The following is a 22,941-nucleotide window of genomic DNA, read 5'->3' on the forward strand; positions in this document are numbered from 1 at the left end:
AAAACTATTAAAACAACCCGTTAATCTCCCTTTCAATCAAGTTCACAATGGTAGCCATGTCCTCGGTATTGTTAGCAAAATCAAGATTGTCTTTATCAAGGATGAGGAGTTTGCCCAATTTATAATTGTTGATCCATTTATCATACTTTTCGTTCAGTTTTGAAAGATAATCTAAACGGATACCTATTTCATACTCACGGCCTCGGCGCTGAATATTGCTTACCAGGGTAGGCACGGATGCTTTAAGGTAAACCAACAGATCGGGCGGTTTAATAAACTCGGTGATATTTTGAAAAATTGATTCGTAGTTTTCGTAATCGCGCGTGGTCATCAGGCCCATATCATGCAGGTTTTCGGCAAAAATATAGGCATCCTCGTAAATGGTGCGGTCCTGTATAATATTATGCCCGCTTTTTTGGATATCGATGATCTGGCGGTAACGGCTATTCAGGAAGTAGATCTGAAGGTTAAAGCTCCAGCGCTTCATGTCGCTGTAAAAATCCTCTAAATAGGGGTTGTTATCTACTGCTTCATACAAAGGGTCCCATCCGTAATTTTTGGTCAGCATCTCGGTAAGGGTGGTCTTTCCGGCGCCTATATTTCCTACAATAGCTATGTGCATATATTTTAGTTCATGGGTTATAGTTCATGGTTCATAGCTGATGTTTTTGACGAAGAACACCCGCTGTTTTGAAATGAACTCCGACTAATATACACTATGAACTATGAACTATCAAAGCCCGCTATTTAAAATTTCCGGAAGCCGATGATCTCTCTAACTTCTCTTATCGTTCTTGACGCGCTTTCCCGGGCCTTTTCGGCACCCATTTCGGCTACTTTACGCAAGTAATCGGCGTCGCTGGCAATGGCGTTGATCCTGTCGCGGATAGGGGCTGTTGCAAGTACCATATCTTCGGCAAGCTGCTTCTTTAAATCGCCGTAACGGATAGCCATTTTATTATAAAGCCCGTCAAAGTGGGCAAGGGTATCAGGAGAGGAAACAACCTTCATTAAATCAAACAGGTTTTGGATCTCCTGTGGTTTTTGCTGGTTTTCAACGGTAGGGCCGCTATCGGTTACCGCGCGCATTACTTTTTTGCGGATGGCTTCGGGTGTATCGCCCAAAAATATGGCATTGCCTTCGCCCTCCGATTTGCCCATTTTCCCCTTTCCATCCAATCCCGGAATTTTTACCAAACTTTCGCCAAAGCTAAAGGCAAAAGGCTCGGGGAAATAATCATGGTTATATAGCCTGTTGAAACGGTTACCAAAAGTGCGGGCCATTTCAAGATGCTGCTCCTGATCTTTACCTACAGGCACTTTAGTAGCTTTGTGGATAATAATATCCGCAGCCATTAAAACCGGGTAGGTAAGCAGGCCGGCGTTCACATTTTCGGGATTGGCGCGCACTTTATCTTTAAAAGAAGTTGCGCGTTCCAGCTCGCCCAAATAAGCGTTCATGTTCAGGTACAAGTATAATTCGGTTACCTCCGGAACGTCGGATTGCACGTATATGGTAGCCTTTTCCGGGTCGATACCCGCGGCTAAATATTCTATCAGCACCTGTTTTACATTGCCATGTAAATTGGCAGGCGTAGGGTGTGTAGTTAACGAGTGGAGGTCGGCAATAAAGAAAAAGCAGTTGTATTCATCCTGCATTTTTATAAAGTTTTGCAACGCCCCGTAATAATTTCCTAAGTGTAAGTTTCCGGTCGAACGGATGCCACTAACAACAGTCTCCATAATGTGGCGAAAGTAAGGAATTTTTCTATTTTTGGTAATGATGAAAATGATATTGAGAAAAGTACACGTTTATCTTTATATCTTGAGCGTGGCCCTGGGCTACGTTATATTATGGCCTTTTTTCTATTATTTTTCGCGTAAGCCTGAACGCTATCATACGCTCAATTTATTCAGAAGGGTTTGGGGATTAGTGAGTTCTGCTTTTGCAGGCATATTTTACCATTTTGAATATGAACAACCGATTGACTGGAGCAGGCCTTATATCATTTGTCCTAATCACACCTCAAACCTTGATATTTCGGCTATGTGTATCCTGGTTAAAAGCAATTGCTGTTTTATGGGTAAACATGAGCTGGAAGATGGCCTGGTAACTGGTCTGTTTTTCCGTACGGTGGATATTCCTGTTAACCGTGATAGTAAAATGTCATCGTTCCGGGCGTTTAAAAAAGCATCCGAGAAATTACGGGAGGGCATTTCTCTTATCATTTTCCCCGAAGGCGGTATTTCGGATCATTATCCCCCGCAGCTTTGCCCGTTTAAAAATGGTCCTTTCAGGCTGGCTATTGAGCTGAATATACCTGTCATCCCGGTATCGTCGGCCAATACCTGGCAAATACTTTGGGATACCGGCATTAAGCACGGCAGCAGGCCAGGAATCTGTAAATTTAAGGTTCATAAGCCTATTGAAACGGCACACCTGAGTATTGACGATGCTGATGCTTTACGGGATGAGGTATTTGAAATTATGAACAATGATTTAAAGTTTGAAGGCGCTGTTTCTACCCTGGCTTAGGCAATAATATGACAGCAGACCGGGAATTTGTAATATATTTGTGCATAAACCCATTGAAGCGGCCCAGTTAAGCATAGATAATGCCGGCGCTTTGCGAGATGAGGATCACGCTATTATAAAATAAAAACAACAGGCATGACCATTGATAAAGAAACCGTTGAAAAAGTAGCCCACCTGGCCCGCCTTGAACTTACTGAAACCGAAGTGCAGGATGCGATGAAGGATATGAGCAAGATCCTTGATTTTATGGCTAAATTGAACGAGGTGGATACCACAGGTGTTGAACCGCTGGTTTATATGACCACCGGTGCCAACGTGCTGCGAGAGGATGTGGTGAAACAACAAATTACACACGAAGAAGCCTTGGAAAATGCCCCTAAGCACGACGAAGACTACTTTTTAGTAGCCAAGGTGATTGAGAAATAGTTTTTTGTCCGAAAGTCGGGAAAGTCGGTAAGTCGGAGAAGTCCGAAAGTTAAGACGGTAGTAAGTTAGACTAAAAACTTGCGGACATCGGACTTACGTACTACCGACCACTAAAAATAAAAACCACTGTAACATTCGGCACCCCAGTGCAGTCCAAACAAAAAATAATTCATGGAGCCAATAAATACTGCCAAGCCGTTAATAACCATAAAAGATATCGGGCGTAAATATGTAATAGGTGCCGAGGTAATCCACGCACTTAAATCAGTTTCGCTTTCTATTAACAAAGGCGAATTTGTGGCTTTAATGGGGCCTTCCGGCTCCGGCAAATCAACCCTCATGAATATTTTGGGCTGTTTGGATACCCCAACCAAAGGACAGTATATCCTTAACGGAATAGATGTGAGCCACATGACCGATAGCCAGCTTGCCGAAGTACGTAACTCGGAAATTGGTTTCGTGTTCCAGACTTTTAACCTGCTGCCCCGTAATACCGCTTTGGATAACGTAGCGCTGCCACTGATCTACGCTGGTGTCAATAAAGAAAAACGTAAGGAACGTGCCGGCAATGCATTGAAAAATGTTGGTCTTGGTCACCGTATGGATCACAAACCAAACGAGCTTTCGGGCGGGCAAAGACAGCGTGTTGCTGTGGCAAGGGCGCTGATCAATAATCCATCCATTATACTGGCCGATGAGCCTACAGGTAACCTTGATACCAAAACATCCATCGAGATCATGGGCCTTATCGAAGATATCCACGCCAAAGGTAACACCATTATCCTGGTAACACACGAAGAAGATATTGCCCTGCATGCCCACCGCATAGTGAGGATGCGCGATGGATTGATAGAGAATGACTACGTTAATACCAATGTTCAAACCGTTGACCGCAGGGTAGAGGAGGTGTAAGCCTAAGTTCTTTTTATATTGTATTTTTGTAGGTATGGATGCTAAAATATTGAACCTATATTTGGATACATCCGTATTTGGCGGATATCACGATATTGAATTTGAGGAAGAAACAAAAGTTCTTTTTGAAAAGATAAGATTAGGTCAATTTATTATAATGTATTCAGATATTACTGAATCGGAATTATCAATGGCTCCTAAAAAGGTACGTGAACTGTTAGCAGACTTACCGGATCATTTGAAAGTGAAGGTTGAGCTTACAGAGGAATGTGTTAATTTGGCCGATGCTTATCTTTCTGAAAATGTAGTTGGTAAAACAAGCAGAACGGATTGTTTTCATATTGCAATGTCTACAATCAATAATGCTGATATACTTGTAAGTTGGAATTTTAAGCATATAGTAAACGTAATCAGAATCAGAGGGTACAATGCTGTTAATCTTAAATTTGGTTATCAGCAGATAGATATTCGTTCACCTAAAGAAATTATTTACAATGAAAACTAAACAGATAACAACAAAAGATTTTGATGCTGTGAAGTTTATGCGTGATACCCGTGATAAAATTGATGCAGAAATTCAGCATATGGATTTTCAGGAGTTGAAGAAGTATTTTGAAAAGAAACAGCCAAAGTTGTCTAAATAAGTTAGAGTACTATCTCCGTGAAACAACTACAAACAGGCAGCTTCTACGGACAAACCAATCAAACAACGCATTTACATGGTATCACCATAACTGACACCGAATATACCCTTGATAAGGTGGACTGGCATTACCATGAAAATGCCTATTTTACTTTTATATTGGCCGGTAATGTTATTGAAGGCAATAAAAAGGAAGTTTATCATTGCCCGGCAGGCAGCCTGCTGTTTCATAACTGGCATGATCCGCACTATAACATCAAGCCCAAAGGCTTTACCCGCGGCTTTCATATTGAATTGCAAAAGCGCTGGTTCGATAACCTGGACTTGAAACAGGATAAACTGGAAGGCAGCTTTGCCATTCAGGACCCGGATGTGAAATTTCTTTTATACCGGATTTTTAAAGAATCAAAGATTTGTGACGAGCTGACCGCAATGACTGTAGAAATGTTATTGCTGCAAACGCTTAATAAAATGCAGGTAAACAACGCCGGCATGTCACGACAAATTCCTGCATGGGTTGGCAAGCTGAAAATGTTGCTGGCCGATGATCCTGCACGGAAGCATACGCTTTCCGAACTTTCCGGGCTATTACAGCTCCACCCAGTTCATTTATCCCGTGATTTTTCCAGGTATTTCAATTGTACTATGGGCGAATATATCCGCAAGCTCAGGATTGAAAAATCGTTCGCTTTATTGGCAGATGGCGGGTTATCCTTAACAGATATCGCCTTTACCTGCGGATTTGCCGATCAAAGCCATTTTTTACGTTGTTTTAAGCAATTTGGCTGTGATAGCCCGTCTGCATATCGTAAGCTTTTATTGAAAAAGCATGTTAATCCTGTTCTATTTTGAATGTATTAATTGGGGCAGTTTTGTAAATATCTAAACAGACAGCAATGAAACATTTTCTCCTTATATTCTTTATAATAACTGCAACCATTTGCAGGCTATCCGCTCAGGTGGGCAATATCATCGAACCTGACCCTATAACCTCCGCTCTTCAAAAAGCCAATATGGGTAAGGTTGTTTTTGAGGCGGATACAATCCCGCTTGAAAAACTGGAACAAACCGATCTGTTAACAAGCTATGAGGCTAAACCTGCCAATAATTTGTACATGCGGCTTTTGCTGGCCAATTCATTAACCAATTACCAGCATAGCTTAGCGCCGTCGTTAAGTGTTGAACAGCTGAACCAGGGTAATTTTCAGTTTGTTTTTTATATAGATGGCAGGCAGGTTTACCAGGAAAACCTGCATAAAGGGGCCAATTTGCCTATCGTAAAAAATACAAAGACCACCATTTTTGTTCCGCTCATTAGTAACCGGGGAGAAGATTCATGGGGGCGTTTTTTATGGGGAAGGTTTATGGCCCATGGCGGGGAAGATGCACTTACTACAGGTACGCACCGGCTCAAAATTGAAGTAAGGCCCTATGTTGCTGTCCCTGATTTGAAAGTAGGTGAGCTGATAGCACAGGGAGAGATCAGGGTTACCGTACCGGCAATTGATTTCAGAGACGCCGAACTGCAAAATATAAAACCGGGCAGCGGCTGGCAGGTATCAAAAGAAGATTTTGATAAAAAGAAGATCATGGAGATGAATGCCCTTATTGCCGGCAACAGGTTTAAACAGATCACCAGCGTGGTAGTGATCAGCAACGGAAAGTTGCTAATTGAGGAGTATTTTAAAGGTAGCGCGCGCGATTCATTGCACAATCCCCGTTCGGTTGGTAAAACATTTGCTTCAGCCGTGATGGGGATAGCAGTTCATGATGGCTATATCAAAAGCGTTGATCAAACCTTAAAGGAGTTCTATGACCTTAAAAAGTTCAGTAACTACTCACCTAAAAAAGAAAATGTAACACTAAAAAGCCTGCTTACCATGAGCTCTGTTTTTGACGCGGATGACAATCAAAGTGATTCGCCGGGGAATGAAGAAAATATGTACCCCACCGATGATTGGGTTAAATTTACGCTCAACCTTAAAACAGACAGCAATAAAAGGGCAGGTAAACAATGGAATTATTTTACAGCCGGCGTGGTGATATTGGGCGACATCCTGAATAAATCAGTGCCCGGCGGGCTTGATAAATATTCGGCCGAAAAGCTGTTCAAGCCATTGGGTATCAGTAATTATCGCTGGCAATACACGCCGCAGAATGTACCCAATACCGCGGGCGGCCTGCAAATGCGCTCGCTTGATTATGCTAAATTCGGGCAATTGTATAAAAATGGCGGTGTTTGGAATGGCAAACAGGTAATTTCGCAAAACTGGGTTAAGGAATCATTTACCAAACACCTTACGTTACCAAAAGATGTGGTAGGTGAGGGCTTTTACGGTTACCTGTTCTGGAACAAAACCTATTGGGTAAACAACGAAGCTTACGAAACTTACTACTGCTCAGGCAATGGCGGCAACAAGATCTTTGTTTTTACCGATGAGCCACTGGTAGTTGTTATAACCGCCGAGGCCTACAACACGCCCTACGCGCATTCGCAGGTTGATAGAATGATGAAAGATTATATTTTACCGGCGGTATTAAAATGATTTTCTGTTAGGGTGCATCACATGCGTCTCCGAATATGCAAATCAAAATTGTAACACAGGGAGGCGCATGTAATGCGCCTTTACCTTTTTATAGTTATTCAATCTTTAATCGAAATATCAAATTATCCCGTCTGCAATCGAAGTAATAGAAATCAAGATTTTTTAGATGATAATACGCTTTTGTGGCCATGATGTAATTTAGATAGACTTTTAGTGGCTGGTTTATTTTGACTGAAGTTATTGAGATCCGTTTTTTATCGTTACTTAATATATACAGTCCTTTATCACCCTCATAGCAAGGTGTGTCATTACCATATTCAACAGTTAATATATCTGTATCTTTTATTCGTTGCTTTTTGATAACAATTGGCTTTTTATCAAAAGCGGTATATTCAGCTATTATTTTATTGTTGTATTTAACATGCCAGTAATCAACAGTATCGGGTTTGAAATGAGCATGGGTGTTAACAGCGACAGCCAAAATTAGTGCGAATAGGCTCATATGGTATGGTTTAATATAGGTAAAGCAGGGCTAATAGCCTTACTCGCTCAATCGCAGGTGGTACACAGCCTCGAAACAAACTCTGCCAGGTGCATAGCTTTTTCTGCAGATATGGCGTGGGTATTACCGATAATGAGGGTATGCTCAACAATCTCTATTACAAAATCATCCAGCCTGATATCCATTACCACGTTGCGGAAATTACGGTCGGCACCGGTAATTGCTTTTTGGCGGTCGCTTACCAGCATATAAAAAGTGTCACTAAAGGCTTTGTCTTCGGCAAAATCAAGCTCAACCGGGTGGATCAGTTCAATGATCTTGTCAACCAATGTTTCGCGCCTGATGAGTATCCGGCCAAAATCATGCTTTAAATAAGCCAGTGCCCAGGTTTGATATGGCGTGTAGGTTACAGCCTTGCCGTGATGATGCCCGATATGTTTTGACTGGCATTCGGTGAACAGCATATAGCTATCGTTATTTTTATTTTTTATAGCGTATGATTCTTTTACACTAATGTTGAGATAGTCTTTGAAAATACTAAACTGCTCTAAATGAAAATCAATATGCCCGGTTTGCTCAATCCTGAATCTGTTTTTCAGGCTGTCCAGGATATCACCGAACTGGTCGGTAGCCGGGGGATACAAACCGGCGTTTTCAATAGTGGATTCCAAATGTTAAAGTTTAGTGTTGTATAATGCTAATACAATAATAACTTTTTTGCTTTGAAATTCAAAAATACAGCTGTTAATAATGATAAGGCTTCATTTTACCGCATGAACAAGCGCAATTAGCATCAGTAATCCCTAATTTCTTCAGGAAAAACTGGTAAAAGCCAATCCTGTCGTTCATATTATACATGTTTTCGCCCTTATTGCATTCTACTTCGCCGTTCACAATATTAATGGTCATACCAAAACCAGGCGTGCGGCCTGCGGCTTTATCTTCTGCATTGGGTTGCCATTTGCCTGTCATTACAGCATGCGCCGATGGTTTGTGGGTTTGAGGCGTCATCCAGAAATAGATGGCGGTTTTAAAAGCCATCACCGGGTCGGTTTCTACCATCTCGGGATTTTGGAGCAGTATTTTATCATCGCCTAAAATACAATCCGAAGCATAGCCGTAATTGCCGTTATAGCTCAATTGCATCGGCCCGCGGCCATAGTATTTTTTACCGGCCACAGGTGGGTATTCATCATTTTCGGCAACGTAAGGCAAGCTGGTATTGCTTTCGTGGATCAGCATTAGGCCATCGGTATATGTAGCATTCATGCCATGACGGGTTTCGTGCGCAATGTGCGCAAAAAAGGCAGCGAGTTCCTTTTTATTTACATCGGCACTGTATTCGGTGCAGAAATTGCCATAGTCAATGGTGTAGGTGCTATCTGGTTTGGCTTTGGCCCATTCTTCGTTCCAATCAACATCCTGGCGTACAACGGCCTTTTTGCCTGTTTTTTTATCGGTACGTATCAACTGGTAAACGGATGTTGCCCGGCGGGTTACTTTTATACTGATCATGCCGAGCTCATCGGCTGCTTTGATAAAGGCAGCATAAGTATAAAATTTATCACGTTGCGGAAAAAGATCATTAAATTGTTTTTCGCTTAATAAACTGGCCATGCTTACTTTAGGAGGGGCCGGTTTATCTGCCACCGCCTTGTTACTGTCGCTGCCACTGCTACTTTTACTGTTGCCGCCGCAGCTAAAGCCGGTTGAAAGCAGGATGATAAGCGATAAGGAGAGCAGCTTGGATGATAATATGATCGGTTTCATGAGTTTCACGCTAAGTATGTTTGATGATATCACGGATGCAAGTTTAAGCGAACATATTAAAAATTACACTTTATTGGCAAAAAATATGCTAAAGTGTTATGAAATACAAAATTTAAGATGATAGATTTGAAATAACACCAATCATGAAAAAAAGATTTATCGGGCTTGGTTTTAATTGCTTGATAATCAGAGTTGGCTTTTTTGTAGCCTGATTGTTGGCGGCTTATTTGTTAAATTAAGTATGAAAATATATACTAAAACGGGCGATAAAGGGTTTACCTCATTAATTGGCGGTACGCGCGTGCCCAAGCACCATATCCGCATTGAAAGCTATGGTACGGTTGATGAACTTAATTCGTACATCGGGCTTATTGGTGATCAGGATATTGATGCACATGATAAGGAGGTATTGAAGCAGATACAGGACAGGTTGTTTACAATTGGCTCTTCACTGGCAGCCGACCCTGAGCGGTCACGGATGATTATTCCGGACCTTCACATGAGTGATGTGGAAATGCTGGAAACGGAAATGGATACCATGAATGAAAGCCTGCCGGCGCTTAAACATTTTATTTTACCGGGTGGCAGTAATGTGATTTCATTTTGCCATATTGCAAGATGTGTTTGCCGCCGTGCCGAGAGGATAACCGTTCAGCTTGCCGAAGAAAGTACAGTTGATGAAAAAGTGAATATTTATCTGAACAGGTTGAGTGATTACCTGTTCACTTTGGCCCGCAAAATTGCTGATACTAATAAAATAGCTGAAAATCAGTGGATACCACGGGTTTAAAAAATTGAAAAAAAATATTGATATTCAATTTGAAAATGTTATACTTTTGCGAAAAAGTAAATTTTACTGATAATTATAAATATAAATAAAAACGATGTATTGGACACTTGAACTGGCATCGCACCTGGAAGATGCACCATGGCCCGCAACTAAAGATGAATTAATTGATTATGCTATCCGTTCAGGCGCTCCTGTTGAGGTTATCGAAAACCTTCAGGCACTTGAAGACGATGGCGAACCGTACGAAAACATAGAAGAGATCTGGCCGGATTATCCGACTAAAGACGACTTCTTCTTTAATGAAGACGAGTACTAAACACGATAATGAAACCCTTAGCAATGAGGGTTTTTTTATTAACCGCTAATTTTGGAATGGTTTTGGTATGGGTAATTACACATTTACTTAACTACTAAAAACATAACAAAATGAGAGGTTTATTGTACATTATCGCTGTTATCCTGGTTATAGGATGGCTGTTTGGAGCATTTATACACCCATTTGGGGGTGGTTTGATTCACATACTATTAGTAATAGCTATTATAGCTGTACTTTTAGGTGTAATCAGACGGGCATAACAAATTTAACCTTGTATTGCAAATCAAAAAAGCCGCAGACTTTATAGCTGTGGCTTTTTGCTTAAAAGCAGTTCGGCAATGGCGATATCTTCGGGGAAGGTGATCTTGATGTTGCTATGATCGCCTTCGGTAAGTTTTATTTCGGCGCCATATTGCTCAACAACGCTTGCATCATCTGTAAACCGGGTATCAAATGGTTGTTCATAAGCTTTTCTTAATAGCGAAGCCCTAAAGGTTTGCGGGGTTTGCACCAGGTAAATCTCATCCCTGACCAGGCTTACCGAGCGGCCTTCTTTTATCTGGCGTATCGAATCGCGGCTTTTAACGGCCACTACCGCCGTGCCATGCTTGGCGGCGCATTGGTAAGCTTCATCAATAATATAAGGTGAAGTAAGCGGCCGTACGGCATCCTGTACGGCAACCAGGGCTTCCTGATCGGTAATCAGGTCAAGCCCGTTTTTGACCGAATGAAAACGGGTTTCTCCGCCCGTAACCAACTGATGGGAAATGGTAAATGAATATTCCTGAATCAATTGCTGCCAGTAAGCATGGTAAGCTGCTGGTAAAACCAGTATAATGGCTGGTTTCGCCTCCGATTGCTCAAAGGCTTCAATGGTATGCATTAATACGGGTTTACCGTTAAGCAGTAAAAATTGTTTAGGTACCGCCGATCGCATCCGGCTGCCCGAACCTCCTGCTACTATGATAACGTAGTTTTTGTTTTGAGCTGTGAGATGTGAGATATGAGATGTGAGATTGGAGGCTGTCATGACTTTATTCGACTAATATCTAACAAAATTGCCTGCAAAAAAAATGAGATATTAGACTATTGTCTAACATCTCAAATCTCATATCCGCTATTCTAAATTTATCCTGTCAGATACTTAGAACGAAATGAACCTCAGGGTCCTCTGCGAGAGACCCTGAGGGGACATGAATATCTAACAAAATTGCTCGTAAAAAAATGAGATCTGAAAACAAATAGAATGTCTCAAATCTCACATCTAACGTCTCAGACCCAATAAACTACAAAAAAAATGAGATATGAAACCATAGCCTCATATCTCAAATCTTATATCTCAAATCTAAGAAGATTAGATGATCAGCATCGCATCCCCGTAGCTGTAAAAACGATATTTTTCTTTTACTGCAATTTCGTATGCATTCATTACGTGTTCGTAACCGCCAAATGCCGAAATCATCATCAACAGTGTTGACTCAGGGGTATGGAAGTTGGTGATCATTGAGTTGGCAATGCTGAAATCATACGGCGGGAAGATGAACTTGCTGGTCCAGTCGTTAGCAGCTTTCAAAGTTTTGTTTGCCGATACAGCCGATTCAATGGCACGCATTGAAGTTGTGCCAACTGCACAGATCCGTGCTTTGCGTTCAATACCGCGGTTTACAATATCAGCTTGTTTTTGTTCAATGATAAATTGCTCCGAATCCATTTTGTGTTTGGTTAAATCCTCAACCTCAACCGGGCGGAAGGTGCCTAAACCAACGTGCAAAGTAACTTCCGCAAAATCAACACCTTTTAATTCAAGGCGTTTCATAAGCTCACGGCTGAAGTGTAAACCTGCAGTAGGAGCAGCAACGGCGCCTTCATGCTTAGCAAAAATGGTTTGGTAACGCTCTTTATCTTCGGCGGTAGCTTTGCGTTTAATGTATTTAGGCAGTGGTGTTTCGCCTAAAATTTCAACGTTACGACGGAATTCTTCGTCGGTACCGTCAAATAAAAAGCGGATGGTACGGCCGCGTGAAGTGGTGTTGTCAACAACTTCAGCAATCAGCAAATCGTCATCGCCAAAATATAATTTATTACCTACGCGTATTTTACGGGCCGGATCAACCAGTACATCCCATAAACGCAATTCTTTATTCAATTCACGCAGCAAAAATACTTCGATGGTAGCACCGGTTTTTTCTTTGTTGCCATATAAACGGGCAGGGAAAACTTTAGTATTATTAAGGATCATTACATCCTTATCATCAAAATAATCCAGCACGTCTTTAAATATTTTATGCTCAATTTTGCCCGAATCTTTGTGTAAAACCATTAAACGTGATTCATCGCGGGTGGCAGAGGGTGTATGGGCGATAAGAGATTCAGGTAAGTTGAATTTAAATTGAGATAATTTCATGCTTGTTTTTATGAATTTTCAAGGGCGCAAATGTACGAATTTTTTTGTTAATTTAACGGATTTTTTTAAGAAGCAGTTTTATTACACTACCGTTATATTAATTGCAAAATACTGTAACTTAAATCATGTTCTGTTGTCTAAAAAAATATTGGCAGGCGGCTTAATGTATCAGTAATAAAAACGCCCGTTATATTATTATTACCTCCACGCTTTAACCGTGCAATTAAGATTGATTAACAAGTAAGATCAAAATAAGTTATATGCTTTTTTTAAAACTTTTAAGGGAAAGTTTTTTGTTTGCCGGCGATGCCCTGCGGCAGAACAAAACACGTACGTTGCTGTCATTGCTTGGGGTAACTATTGGTATATTTACTATCATAGCTGTACAATCGGCAGTTGATACCCTGCGTAATAATCTGCAAAATAGTGTTAATAAGCTGGGTAATAACAGTATATATGTGCAAAAGTGGCCCTGGGTAGGCGGTAGCGATTTCCCCTGGTGGAAATACCTGCAAAGGCCTGAATCTGACCTTCGCGATTTTAACGAACTTTCGCGCCGTATTACAACCGCCGAGGCATTATCATACGAAATAAATATTGATAACCGCACTATAAAGTATAAGAGCAACACGGTTGAAGGCGCCCAGGTAGACGCTGCATCACAGGATCATGACAAAACCTGGAATTTTGACCTTGAGAGTGGTCGTTACTTTACCGAAATGGAATCAAAAACCGGTGCGCCTATAACCGATATCGGTTATGATATAGCCCAGGCCCTTTTCCCCGATGGCGATGCCGTAGGTAAGCAGATTAAGGTGATGGGGCGGTATGTGACCATTGTAGGCGTGTTTTCAAAACAGGGTAAGGATATGCTTGGTATCTCTACAGATAAGGAGGTGCTGCTGCCCCTTAACTTTGCCCGCAACTTAATTGATATACAGAGTTCAAAATATGGTCCTTCAATTATTGTGCGTGGTAAGAAAGGCATCCCGACCGATGATGTTGAAAGCGAAATCAAAGGACTTATGCGTTCTATCAGGAGGCTGAGGCCCGGAGCCGATGATAATTTTTCGCTAAACCGTACAACCATGATCACCCAGCAGCTCGACGATCTTTTTAAAGTGGTTAACATTGCCGGTGCTATCATTGGCGGGTTCTCGATTTTAGTTGGTGGTTTTGGTATCGCTAATATCATGTTCGTATCGGTAAAGGAACGCACCAATATCATAGGGATACAAAAATCATTAGGGGCTAAAAACTATTTCATATTATTGCAGTTTTTAATTGAATCGGTTTTGCTTTGTTTTGTGGGCGGGATCATCGGGTTGTTTTTTGTATATCTGGCCACGTTTGCCGTAAAGGCCGCTTTAGATGTACAGGTAATACTTGATGCTGCTAACGTTACACGGGGCTTAAGCTATTCAATTATAATAGGGGTGATAGCTGGCATTATTCCCGCGTATTCGGCCTCGAGGCTGGACCCGGTAGAAGCTATCCGTACAAACTAATTGTAATATGAAAATAATTAAAGGATTTTGTTTTTTAGCGGCTTTAGCTGTTGCCGCTGCATGTAATCAACCTGCCAAACAACAGGATACTGCTAAAGTGGATACGACTGCTGCTGCCAAGCCTGCAGCCGAAGCCCAGGTTGCAGATACAGGTAACACCAGTGATGTTTTTAAGGCTTATATCGCTTTAAAGGATGAGTTTATTAAATCGGACCCCGCTGGCATAAAAACAGCCGCCACAGCTTTGGAAGGTAAGCTTTCGGGTATAAAAGGTTGCAGCGAGACAGCTGCTGTAGCACACCAGATAAGCAATGCAGCAGACATTAAAGCCCAGCGCGAGGCGTTTTTGGTATTAAGTAAAGATGTTATCGCTTTGGTAAAAGGTGCTAAATTCAAGTCGGCGCCAATTTATGTTGATTTTTGCCCGATGGCCGATGGGGGAAAAGGAGGGTACTGGCTTTCAGCAACAAAACCTATCGTAAACCCGTATTTTCCCGAGCACATGAAAGAGTGCGGAACGGTGAAGGAACAGATTAACTAAGACCGTTGATCCTTCTTGATTACGCTGATTGCGTTGATGATATTTTAAAGTACCAGGTGATACCTGTCGCTTTTTTATTTTGAACCATGATTTTGATGATAGAAGGATTTTATGATATTTTAAAGCGATTTGCATACTGATCGCTTCGCTGCCCGTAGACTTCGTCTACGGACGATTTATATATGTTATATATGTGGTTTGCAACCACATATATAGGCTATTGTGACATGATTTCATTAGTGTGTAGGGCAGTTACAAACTCCAGGCATAGTTTATTCGAAGTCATAGGCTTCGAATAGCGGGGACTTCGAATAGCGGAGGTTTTTAAACCTTTAGCCTTTTACCTTTCGCCTTTCGCCTCGACCCGAAATCGAACATCCGAACTCCGAAATTATACTGATTGCCTGATATGTTTTGCCAATTTGCTGTACAGTACTTCAGGAACAAAAGGTTTAGTCAGATAATCACACATACCCGCTTCCAGCGCTTGTTGGTAGGTTTCGGGCATGGCGTCGGCCGTGAGGGCTATGATAGGTAAATCGGGCTGGGTTTGTTTAATCACCGCCGTTGCTTCAAAGCCGTTCATAACCGGCATTTGCAGGTCCATAATAATAAGGTTATAAGAATTTTGGTTAGCCAGGTCTACAGCTATTTGCCCATTTGATGCTTCCTGAACCTGGGCATTCCAGCGCCTTAAGAATTTGCCTGCTATCATCAGGTTCATTTTGTTGTCATCAACAACTAAAATATTCATGCCCTGTAAGTTGTTGTCTGGAGCATTCGCCGTAACAGCAACCTGTTTCAGAGCGGCGGCTTCGGGAGCGAGAGCGAAATTTATAGCAAAACTAAATGTGGTGCCCTTACCCAGTTCGCTTGATACAGCAATTGTACCTTTATGCAGCTCAACCAGCCGTTTGGTAATAGCGAGGCCTAAACCGGTACCTCCATAGTCATTATCAATTACCTGTTGGTCCTGCATAAAAGGATCAAAAACAATGTTGAAACTTTCGGGCGAAATGCCTATGCCTGTATCGGTAACCGCAAATTTAATATTAACGGTGTTTGGGGTTATCACATCTTTATCCAACCGGATAATAACCTTACCCGTATGTGTAAATTTAATAGCGTTGCTGATCAGATTATTTAGTACCTGGCTCAGCCGCATGGCATCGCCCATTAAATCTCCGGGAATGGTATCATCTGTTATTAATTCAAGCGTTAGTTTTTTTTCGGCCGCCTTCGGCTCAAAAGATTGCTTTATTTTATGGATTAGCTGGTGAATGTTGAACCTTGAGTTATTCAGTTCCAGCTTGCCGGCCTCAATCTTATTATAATCTAAAATGTCATTGATAATGGCCAGCAGGTTTTCGCCCGAAAACTTGAGCGTATTGAGGTATTCCATCTGTTCGGGCCTCGGGTTTTCGTCAAGCAGCAGGTTGGTTGTGCCAATAACCGCGTTCATCGGCGTACGGATCTCATGGCTCATAATGGATAAAAATTCCGACTTGAACTTAGACGACTTTTCGGCCATTTCCTTAGCCCAGATCAGGTCCTGCCGTGCTTTCTCCTGGTCTGTTATATCTTCGCCAAGCGCTGTGGTCTCCTTAAAAACACCGTTATCATCATAAAACACCGTATTTTGCCAGCTTATGATCCGTTGTTCGCCGTTACGGCAAATAATAGGGTTAATATAATGCGGTAAAAAACTGTCATTTATAAACCAGCTCCTTAAAAAATCTTTCAGGTCATCGGGAATAAAATTGTCCATCCAATTCATGCCAATGATCTCGGCCTGGGTATATCCTACCAGGTTTGCCAGGTATTTATTGCAAAAGGTAACAATACCACTGTCGTTAATCGTTATAGCTATCATATTAACAGTTTCTAACACCCGCCGGTATTTGCTCTCGACGCTTCTGAAATCAAGCTCAGCCTGTTTGCGTTCTGTAATATCCTGCAGGGTGCCTATAATTTTACGCACACTTCCGTCTTCATTATACAAACGTTTGCCGGCTATAATACTCAGGTGCTTAATATTGCCGCCAGAAGTTATAATGCGGTATTCACAGGATGAATCCATGTTGCTTAACCTGTTACGCAATAAATTCCTGACAATAAACCTGTCGTTAGGATGTACATGCTTAAGCAGCAACTTTACAAAACAGCGCTGGCACGATAAGGTGCCCTGATCAAGCTCATAAATGCTGTTTAACTCTTCCGACCAGGAAAGGCGCCGCGCCGCCACATCATATTTCCAGTTGCCTATTTTAGCGATGGCCTGGGCTTCCATCAGTTCAAGCTGGCTTAGTTTAACCGCTTTATCGGCCAGGCGGGCCTCGGTAATATCCTGGATAATGCCAAATGTACGTGTAACTGTGTCTGTCGGTAATTTCTTTTCGCCTCGTTGGATCCTGATATATTTTAAGTTGCCTGCCGGTGTGATAAATTTATGCTCGAGTTGGTTTTGTGTTGTTGTACGGATGGATGCGAGGTATTCAAAAACGTTCTCCCTGTCGTCAGGATGTACCAGGCTCATGTAATATTGAAAGCGGTTCATGCCGGCAGGAATATCTTCAATCCCGAGCAGGTCATTGAGGTTGGCCGACCAAAATGTTTCCTTAGTCTCATGGTCGTACCACCAGTTGCCTATTTTTGCGATGTTTTGAGCTTCAAGTAACAAGCCTTCGTTTTCCTTAAGGGCCCGTTCATATTTCTTTTGCTCGGTTATATCCACCACCGAAGCCGAGGTCCGGCCGGTATAACCCGTTGTTTTATCAAAAACAGGAGTAAAGTTAGCTGTAAAGGAATGCCCGCTATCATAGTCAGATAAAAACTCTATTGATATGGGTTTGCGGTTTTCTATTACGTAGTTTAAAGCGCTGTCATACTTTTCGGCTTTTTGCGGGCCCACTACCTTATCGAGTGTTTTGCCAATCGCTATCCGCGGATCAACTATGCGCTCGGTCATTTCATTAAACCAAACATTAATACAGGTTTTGCTTTCATCAAACTCAAAAATGATGTCATTTAACGAGTTAATGAGCGCGTTGAGATGATTACGACTTTCACGCAGCTTGGCATCATTAACCATAAGGCTTTGGTTAAGCTTCATTACGTTATCAACAGCATTTTTTAGCTGATATTGATAAGCCATCACCACTAAAAATGAGACATAAGCTATTACAGTGAAAACCAAAATAAGTACTATCAGCACTGCGGGCGAAATGGCAAGCCTGGGCGCGGTAAAATAGGCGGTTATAATAGCTGCAAGGTTAGCTTCGCAGATAATTATGAATTCCCTGCTTTTTTTGCAAAAAAGGGTTAAGGCAATAAAAATGGTTATCGCGCTAAACAGGTACACATGTTCAAACCCGTTTTTGCCAAGTAAAATGCAGTTGTTTATGACCAGGAAAGACAATACGGTAGCAAAGATCCCTGCTTTATAAAAAACCTTATTGTTAATGAAAGAAAAAAATAGCGTAATAGCACAAAAAAAACAGTTTATAGCCCTTAGCCAAAAAGGATCATAAGAATTGTTGAGGCAAAGATAATGTAACGAGGGGCTTGCGATAAACAAGCCTATGAGTAAAAGGCGGTAAACGGTAGCTTCGTTTTGGATCATTACCAATGAGTTACCTTTTAACGACATGTTTTGCAGTAATTTTTTAATCAATTATTAACGTCTATAAGCACAAATACAGGTTGTAAAATAATAAATTTGGCCGAAAATTTTTACAAACAGTAAATTATATTAGCGGTTATTAATACGCAGATTTATTTACATTTGTTGCAGATACAAATTTCTATGGCGGAAACAGCACAACTAAAAATTGGTGATAAAACATTTGAGCTCCCGGTAATTGAGGGCACTGAAGGTGAAAAGGCAATCGATATTTCTAAGCTTCGCGATCAAACCGGTTATGTAACACTTGATATCGGGTACAAAAATACAGGCGCTACCAAAAGCGCCATTACTTTTTTAGATGGCGAGCAGGGAATACTTAAATATCGTGGTTATCCAATTGAGCAATTGGCCGAAAAATCATCATTTATTGAAGTTGCTTATTTGCTGATCTATGGCGAGCTGCCATCTGCCGAAAAGCTAAAATCATTCCAGTACGAGCTAAGCCGCCATACTTTGGTGCATGAGGATATGAAAAAGTTTTTTGATGGCTTTCCATCAAAATCGCACCCGATGGGGCAGCTGTCGTCATTGGTATCTGCATTATCGGCTTTTTATCCCGAATCATTAAAGCCATCACAAACCACCGAAGAGCTTAACCAGAGCATTATTAAAATGCTTGCTAAAATGGCTACCGTGGTTTCATGGATCTATAAAAAATCGTTAGGGCACCCGGTTATCTATCCTCAAAATAAATACGATTACGTTACCAACTTCCTGCACATGACCTTTGGTCAGCGTACAGAGGAGGTGGAGATTGATCCCGTGGTTATCGACGCTATGAACAAGCTGTTGATTTTACATGCCGATCATGAGCAAAACTGTTCTGCTTCTACCGTTCGCATCGTAGGTTCGTCCGATTCTAATATTTATGCTTCAGTATCTGCAGGTATTTCAGCGCTTTGGGGGCCGTTACATGGCGGCGCCAACCAGGCTGTAATTGAAATGCTGGAGAAGATCAAAGAAGATGGTGGCGATACTGATAAATGGATTGCTAAGGCGAAAGACAAAAACGATCCTTTCCGTTTAATGGGTTTTGGTCACCGCGTTTATAAAAACTTTGATCCGCGTGCAAGGATCATTAAAAAAGCCTGCGACGATATTTTAGAAAAGCTGGGGGTTAATGACGAGGTACTGGAAATAGCCAAAAAACTGGAAGAAGTTGCCCTGAAAGATCCATACTTTGTTGAGCGTAAACTTTATCCTAACGTTGATTTTTACTCCGGTATCATTTACCGCGCCTTAGGTTTCCCAACCGATATGTTCACTGTGTTGTTCGCCCTTGGCCGTTTACCGGGATGGATTGCTCAATGGAAAGAAATGAAAGAAAACAAAGAACCTATCGGTCGTCCGCGCCAGATTTATGTAGGTGCAACCTCTAAAGAATATGTTGATATAGCAAGTCGATAAGTATATGGTTCATAGTTGATGGATCATAGTTCATAGAAGAAATATTATATAAAATAGGAAGCGATGGGGGATGACCTCATCGCTTTTTTTACCGCTGATTTTTGATTTTGATTAATATGATTACGCTGATTTGCTAATCTTATTATTTAATAATACTAAACGGAGGAATCAGCGAAATCAGCGTAATCATTCGTCAAAAATTCAGCGGTCAAAAAGAAGCCCCGCCGGTTTTCACCATGCGGGGCCATATAAATAAATCAATCAACTGCAGTTTTTGTGCTTATAGCTTTGTAATAGTGAACGTGTTAGCCTTAGTATCTAATACTATTTTGTACGTACCGGCGGTTGTAATGGTGTAATTAGCTCCGCCTGGAGTGAGTGCACCTGGCGTACCGCCCAAGTTTAAATCCCAGCTGTGATTAAACCTGAATTTTATATCCTTGCCCCCAATTAAAGCAGCGGTAACGCTCCAGGTTTTGGTAGTAGCGTCATAAAGCATATCGGTGTCAGTGCTCCAGCCGCCCGGAGTAGCATCGCCAATAATGCTCCAGAACACAGGGGTAGCCGTAAATGTGCCTTTTGTTTTATCGTTTTGATCAATAACAGCATGCAATGCATAGTATCCTGCGGCAGGTACTGAAAGGTTACCGCCGGTAGTACTTATTTTTCCGCTGCCTGCATCTCCGTATGCAACGTCCCAAACCTTTTTAGGAGTAAGTTTAAATTCAAGCTTACCTGCAGGGAAACCGATATAACCATCATACACACCGTCATTATTTGGCGAAGTAAGACTGTCGGCAGTTTTGGGATCCCATCCCTGGTAAGCACCGGGAACATAAATATAGCCTGTACCCTGGTATGGTAATACAGTTAATGTAATAATGTTTGAGTAGGTAGCAGCCAGGTTTGGAGCCGCTGATGATTTAATGCGCACCTCAACTTGCGATGGGTTGTCATAAGATAGCTTCAATGCTGTTAACATATCGTTAAGCACACCCACTTTAAGCGTTTGGGTAAGCTTGTCGGTGCTTACTTCTCTTGCGTTTTTAAAACTATTACCTTTTACATCTAACTGTATAGTATAGGTAATGGGGGCATTGTAACCAGTTACCGGGGTTGCGGCCCAGCTAAAGGTAATAGCATCATTATTGGCATTGGGTTTAGATAGTGCGGGAGCGGTTGTTGTTGAAGTTAAAGCACCCACTTTGCCCACGTTTGCTACAACCTTTACTTCATCCTTTTTACATGACGCCAGCATCAGCAGCGCTATGCCACCGAATGCCAGGAGCGTGGTAAATATTTTTTTCATATCCTTTTTAGGTTTTATGGTTTTACGGGAGATACTTTAAGAGCATCTCCCGGTATATTATTAATATCCTGTATTTTGTTTCAGATTAGGGTTAGCTGTAACATCTGCCGATGGTAACGGATATACCGTGCGAAAGCTTTCAACGCCTTTTCCATCTTTTGAACCGCCTTTAAACGGCCACAAATAGGTAGCCTCTACAAACTTTTTGTAACGGATAAGATCCGTACGGCGGAAACCTTCCCAGTACAGCTCACGTCCTCTTTCATCAAGCAACAGATCGGTTGTTAAAGCGGTTAACTGGCCGGTGGTAGCACTTTGGTAGGCACGGGCCCTTAATTTGTTAACATAGCTTAAAGCAAGTGTGGCATCGCCGCCACCGCCGCGTGTAGTAGCTTCAGCATAGATCAAATACTGCTCGGCTAAACGGAAAATAGGAAGGTCCATATCTGCATAATCCAAACTTTGCGGGGGGGCACCGTTTATCTTAACATCTTTGAATTTACTGATAGCGTAGCCATCGGTAAAGCTACTTATGGTATTGATATCGATATTTTGGCCATCGGTATAAAACTGGGCACGTTTATCAGCACTCGAGGCGCCTCCCGGAAACAGGTTTACAAAAGCTTTGGTAGTACGTAAACCGGCCCAGCCGCCTGAAATACCATAATCAGCAGCAGGCATTGAGCCACCAACGGGGGCATGGGTCATAAATGTGGCACCACCATAGCTTTGGGTATGTAAGCCATCATAGTTAATGGTTAAAATAAACTCATTTTTATTGAGGTTGTTATCAGCGCGCATTAATTTGGAATAGTCACTAACTAATGAATAACCGGCATCAATCACCTTTTTTGAATAGGTTACCGCAGCTGCATAATTAGCTGTACCGGTATAAACCTCAGCATTAAGATAGATCCTGGCTAATAATGCCCATGCAGCCGCTTTATCTGCGCGGCCATATTCGTTAGTGCGAGCATCAGCAAGGCCTCCATCAATTGCTTTAAGCTCGCCTTCAATATAGGTAAACAGATCTTTACGGCTTATTTGCTTAGGCAAAGCACCACCCAAAGCATCGTTTTCGGTAACGAATGGAGGGTTTCCAAATAAATCCATTAAAATCGAATATTGATAGGCTCTTAAAAAGCGCGCCTCAGCAACATATTGATGAACTTTATCAGCATCGGCGCCGGTAATTCCCCTGCTGCTTAGTTTAGCATCAGACGACTGGCGGATAAAATCATTAGCCAATGTAATCTGATACATACAACGATAGTATAAACCTGTAAGGAACAGGTTGCTTGATGACCAGGTCATGCTGTGAAAATCCGGCAGCCCCACATCTCCCCAGCCAACAACAGCTTCGTCGGTCGGTAATTCCTGAGCACACCACATCAGGCGGAAAAAATCAGACGTGCCTTCGTCAATACCTTGTACGTCGCCGTTGCCGGCAGGCCCTGTATTACCGGTGAGCGCGTATGCTGCATAAACCTTGGCAAATGCTTGTTTGTAACCCTCGGGCGAGCTGTAAACCTGCTCCGCCGTTACATCATTGGTAGGAAGCAAATTAAGCTTCTTGGTGCACGATGTTAAACCCCCGGCTATCAAACCGGTTATTAATATATATTTTAATGAATTTCTTTTCATGT

23 protein-coding genes are annotated in these 22,941 nt (G+C 41.9%); 13 read left to right on the top strand and 10 right to left on the bottom strand.

What is annotated here, in order from left to right; all coding sequences use genetic code 11:
* Positions 1-7: 7 nt before the first annotated feature.
* Together IEX80_RS00335 and trpS are read right to left on the bottom strand one after the other, a co-directional pair.
* Complete coding sequence (locus tag IEX80_RS00335) at positions 8-622, bottom strand: deoxynucleoside kinase (RefSeq protein WP_188831585.1); 615 nt, start codon at positions 620-622, stop codon at positions 8-10.
* 125 nt (positions 623-747) lie between these two features.
* Complete coding sequence (gene trpS / locus IEX80_RS00340; protein ID WP_188831586.1) at positions 748-1,743, bottom strand: tryptophan--tRNA ligase; 996 nt, start codon at positions 1,741-1,743, stop codon at positions 748-750.
* 37 nt (positions 1,744-1,780) lie between these two features.
* Between trpS and IEX80_RS00345 the strand changes: the two genes are divergently transcribed.
* The 7 genes from IEX80_RS00345 (at position 1,781) to IEX80_RS00375 (ending at position 7,063) form a co-directional block, all read left to right on the top strand.
* The gene (locus IEX80_RS00345; RefSeq protein WP_229701469.1) at positions 1,781-2,536 is read left to right on the top strand and encodes a lysophospholipid acyltransferase family protein; all 756 of its coding nucleotides are present in this window, start codon (positions 1,781-1,783) and stop codon (positions 2,534-2,536) included.
* A gap of 135 nt (positions 2,537-2,671) precedes the next feature.
* Entirely contained in the window at positions 2,672-2,962 is a 291-nt protein-coding gene (gene gatC / locus IEX80_RS00350; RefSeq protein ID WP_090526165.1) for an Asp-tRNA(Asn)/Glu-tRNA(Gln) amidotransferase subunit GatC, read from the top strand.
* Positions 2,963-3,133: 171 nt separating this feature from the next.
* Positions 3,134-3,874 carry an ABC transporter ATP-binding protein gene (locus IEX80_RS00355; RefSeq protein WP_090524482.1) on the top strand — a complete coding sequence of 247 codons (741 nt, stop codon included), beginning with the start codon at positions 3,134-3,136 and terminating at the stop codon, positions 3,872-3,874.
* A gap of 34 nt (positions 3,875-3,908) precedes the next feature.
* Positions 3,909-4,379, top strand: a complete 471-nt coding sequence (locus IEX80_RS00360; protein WP_176623771.1) for a PIN domain-containing protein — start codon at positions 3,909-3,911, stop codon at positions 4,377-4,379.
* On the top strand, positions 4,369-4,518 hold the full coding sequence (locus tag IEX80_RS00365) for a hypothetical protein (protein ID WP_176623773.1): 150 nt from the start codon (positions 4,369-4,371) through the stop codon (positions 4,516-4,518). The genes IEX80_RS00360 and IEX80_RS00365 overlap by 11 nt, the downstream gene beginning before the upstream one ends.
* A gap of 17 nt (positions 4,519-4,535) precedes the next feature.
* The gene (locus IEX80_RS00370; RefSeq protein WP_090524484.1) at positions 4,536-5,369 is read left to right on the top strand and encodes a helix-turn-helix domain-containing protein; all 834 of its coding nucleotides are present in this window, start codon (positions 4,536-4,538) and stop codon (positions 5,367-5,369) included.
* A gap of 44 nt (positions 5,370-5,413) precedes the next feature.
* Positions 5,414-7,063, top strand: a complete 1,650-nt coding sequence (locus IEX80_RS00375; protein WP_188831587.1) for a serine hydrolase domain-containing protein — start codon at positions 5,414-5,416, stop codon at positions 7,061-7,063.
* A 94-nt stretch (positions 7,064-7,157) separates the two neighbouring features.
* On the opposite strand, the gene IEX80_RS00380 is transcribed toward IEX80_RS00375, so the two are convergent.
* From IEX80_RS00380 to IEX80_RS00390, 3 genes are all read right to left on the bottom strand, one after another.
* Entirely contained in the window at positions 7,158-7,565 is a 408-nt protein-coding gene (locus tag IEX80_RS00380) for a hypothetical protein (RefSeq protein ID WP_090524489.1), read from the bottom strand.
* A gap of 47 nt (positions 7,566-7,612) precedes the next feature.
* A complete protein-coding gene (locus tag IEX80_RS00385; RefSeq protein WP_188831588.1) occupies positions 7,613-8,236 on the bottom strand; it encodes a hypothetical protein in 624 nt (207 codons plus the stop codon).
* 73 nt (positions 8,237-8,309) lie between these two features.
* On the bottom strand, positions 8,310-9,335 hold the full coding sequence (locus IEX80_RS00390; RefSeq protein WP_176623781.1) for a chitinase: 1,026 nt from the start codon (positions 9,333-9,335) through the stop codon (positions 8,310-8,312).
* A gap of 241 nt (positions 9,336-9,576) precedes the next feature.
* On the opposite strand from IEX80_RS00390, the gene IEX80_RS00395 reads away from it, so the two are divergent.
* From IEX80_RS00395 to IEX80_RS00405, 3 genes are all read left to right on the top strand, one after another.
* Positions 9,577-10,125, top strand: a complete 549-nt coding sequence (locus IEX80_RS00395) for a cob(I)yrinic acid a,c-diamide adenosyltransferase (protein WP_090526166.1) — start codon at positions 9,577-9,579, stop codon at positions 10,123-10,125.
* Positions 10,126-10,219: 94 nt separating this feature from the next.
* Positions 10,220-10,441, top strand: a complete 222-nt coding sequence (locus IEX80_RS00400; protein WP_002996718.1) for a DUF2795 domain-containing protein — start codon at positions 10,220-10,222, stop codon at positions 10,439-10,441.
* Between the two features lie 110 nt (positions 10,442-10,551).
* Complete coding sequence (locus IEX80_RS00405) at positions 10,552-10,701, top strand: lmo0937 family membrane protein (RefSeq protein ID WP_110585189.1); 150 nt, start codon at positions 10,552-10,554, stop codon at positions 10,699-10,701.
* A 41-nt stretch (positions 10,702-10,742) separates the two neighbouring features.
* On the opposite strand, the gene IEX80_RS00410 is transcribed toward IEX80_RS00405, so the two are convergent.
* Both IEX80_RS00410 and queA read right to left on the bottom strand, forming a co-directional pair.
* Positions 10,743-11,471, bottom strand: coding sequence for a 2-C-methyl-D-erythritol 4-phosphate cytidylyltransferase (locus tag IEX80_RS00410; protein ID WP_188831589.1), 729 nt, complete (start codon positions 11,469-11,471; stop codon positions 10,743-10,745).
* A 324-nt stretch (positions 11,472-11,795) separates the two neighbouring features.
* A complete protein-coding gene (gene queA, locus IEX80_RS00415) occupies positions 11,796-12,845 on the bottom strand; it encodes a tRNA preQ1(34) S-adenosylmethionine ribosyltransferase-isomerase QueA (protein ID WP_090524496.1) in 1,050 nt (349 codons plus the stop codon).
* Positions 12,846-13,105: 260 nt separating this feature from the next.
* Here queA and IEX80_RS00420 point away from each other — a divergent pair, with 260 nt between their 5' ends.
* Together IEX80_RS00420 and IEX80_RS00425 are read left to right on the top strand one after the other, a co-directional pair.
* Positions 13,106-14,353 carry an ABC transporter permease gene (locus tag IEX80_RS00420; RefSeq protein WP_091171548.1) on the top strand — a complete coding sequence of 416 codons (1,248 nt, stop codon included), beginning with the start codon at positions 13,106-13,108 and terminating at the stop codon, positions 14,351-14,353.
* Between the two features lie 7 nt (positions 14,354-14,360).
* Entirely contained in the window at positions 14,361-14,894 is a 534-nt protein-coding gene (locus IEX80_RS00425) for a DUF3347 domain-containing protein (protein ID WP_188831590.1), read from the top strand.
* Between the two features lie 391 nt (positions 14,895-15,285).
* Here IEX80_RS00425 and IEX80_RS00430 read toward each other — a convergent pair whose 3' ends face one another.
* Positions 15,286-18,567: a PAS domain-containing hybrid sensor histidine kinase/response regulator gene (locus IEX80_RS00430; RefSeq protein ID WP_188831591.1), complete on the bottom strand. Its 3,282-nt coding sequence runs from the start codon at positions 18,565-18,567 to the stop codon at positions 15,286-15,288.
* Positions 18,568-18,699: 132 nt separating this feature from the next.
* On the opposite strand from IEX80_RS00430, the gene IEX80_RS00435 reads away from it, so the two are divergent.
* The gene (locus IEX80_RS00435; RefSeq protein WP_188831592.1) at positions 18,700-19,986 is read left to right on the top strand and encodes a citrate synthase; all 1,287 of its coding nucleotides are present in this window, start codon (positions 18,700-18,702) and stop codon (positions 19,984-19,986) included.
* A 280-nt stretch (positions 19,987-20,266) separates the two neighbouring features.
* Here IEX80_RS00435 and IEX80_RS00440 read toward each other — a convergent pair whose 3' ends face one another.
* Positions 20,267-21,295 carry a SusE domain-containing protein gene (locus IEX80_RS00440; protein ID WP_188831593.1) on the bottom strand — a complete coding sequence of 343 codons (1,029 nt, stop codon included), beginning with the start codon at positions 21,293-21,295 and terminating at the stop codon, positions 20,267-20,269.
* Between the two features lie 60 nt (positions 21,296-21,355).
* Positions 21,356-22,939: a RagB/SusD family nutrient uptake outer membrane protein gene (locus tag IEX80_RS00445; protein ID WP_188831594.1), complete on the bottom strand. Its 1,584-nt coding sequence runs from the start codon at positions 22,937-22,939 to the stop codon at positions 21,356-21,358.
* Positions 22,940-22,941 lie beyond the last annotated feature (2 nt).

It is taken from the genome of Mucilaginibacter rubeus, assembly GCF_014643835.1.
Lineage (GTDB): Bacteria > Bacteroidota > Bacteroidia > Sphingobacteriales > Sphingobacteriaceae > Mucilaginibacter > Mucilaginibacter rubeus.

Excerpts from the sequence above, each read along its gene's own strand:
- gatC (WP_090526165.1), top strand. The coding sequence starts at position 2,672 with ATGACCATTGATAAAGAAACCGTTGAAAAAGTAGCCCACCTGGCCCGC.
- IEX80_RS00410 (WP_188831589.1), bottom strand. The coding sequence starts at position 11,471 with ATGACAGCCTCCAATCTCACATCTCATATCTCACATCTCACAGCTCAA.
- IEX80_RS00360 (WP_176623771.1), top strand. The coding sequence starts at position 3,909 with ATGGATGCTAAAATATTGAACCTATATTTGGATACATCCGTATTTGGC.
- IEX80_RS00345 (WP_229701469.1), top strand. The coding sequence starts at position 1,781 with ATGATGAAAATGATATTGAGAAAAGTACACGTTTATCTTTATATCTTG.
- IEX80_RS00440 (WP_188831593.1), bottom strand. The coding sequence starts at position 21,295 with ATGAAAAAAATATTTACCACGCTCCTGGCATTCGGTGGCATAGCGCTG.
- IEX80_RS00425 (WP_188831590.1), top strand. The coding sequence starts at position 14,361 with ATGAAAATAATTAAAGGATTTTGTTTTTTAGCGGCTTTAGCTGTTGCC.
- IEX80_RS00390 (WP_176623781.1), bottom strand. The coding sequence starts at position 9,335 with ATGAAACCGATCATATTATCATCCAAGCTGCTCTCCTTATCGCTTATC.
- IEX80_RS00375 (WP_188831587.1), top strand. The coding sequence starts at position 5,414 with ATGAAACATTTTCTCCTTATATTCTTTATAATAACTGCAACCATTTGC.
- IEX80_RS00335 (WP_188831585.1), bottom strand. The coding sequence starts at position 622 with ATGCACATAGCTATTGTAGGAAATATAGGCGCCGGAAAGACCACCCTT.
- IEX80_RS00365 (WP_176623773.1), top strand. The coding sequence starts at position 4,369 with ATGAAAACTAAACAGATAACAACAAAAGATTTTGATGCTGTGAAGTTT.
- IEX80_RS00435 (WP_188831592.1), top strand. The coding sequence starts at position 18,700 with ATGGCGGAAACAGCACAACTAAAAATTGGTGATAAAACATTTGAGCTC.
- trpS (WP_188831586.1), bottom strand. The coding sequence starts at position 1,743 with ATGGAGACTGTTGTTAGTGGCATCCGTTCGACCGGAAACTTACACTTA.
- IEX80_RS00400 (WP_002996718.1), top strand. The coding sequence starts at position 10,220 with ATGTATTGGACACTTGAACTGGCATCGCACCTGGAAGATGCACCATGG.
- IEX80_RS00355 (WP_090524482.1), top strand. The coding sequence starts at position 3,134 with ATGGAGCCAATAAATACTGCCAAGCCGTTAATAACCATAAAAGATATC.
- IEX80_RS00380 (WP_090524489.1), bottom strand. The coding sequence starts at position 7,565 with ATGAGCCTATTCGCACTAATTTTGGCTGTCGCTGTTAACACCCATGCT.
- IEX80_RS00420 (WP_091171548.1), top strand. The coding sequence starts at position 13,106 with ATGCTTTTTTTAAAACTTTTAAGGGAAAGTTTTTTGTTTGCCGGCGAT.
- queA (WP_090524496.1), bottom strand. The coding sequence starts at position 12,845 with ATGAAATTATCTCAATTTAAATTCAACTTACCTGAATCTCTTATCGCC.
- IEX80_RS00445 (WP_188831594.1), bottom strand. The coding sequence starts at position 22,939 with ATGAAAAGAAATTCATTAAAATATATATTAATAACCGGTTTGATAGCC.
- IEX80_RS00395 (WP_090526166.1), top strand. The coding sequence starts at position 9,577 with ATGAAAATATATACTAAAACGGGCGATAAAGGGTTTACCTCATTAATT.
- IEX80_RS00405 (WP_110585189.1), top strand. The coding sequence starts at position 10,552 with ATGAGAGGTTTATTGTACATTATCGCTGTTATCCTGGTTATAGGATGG.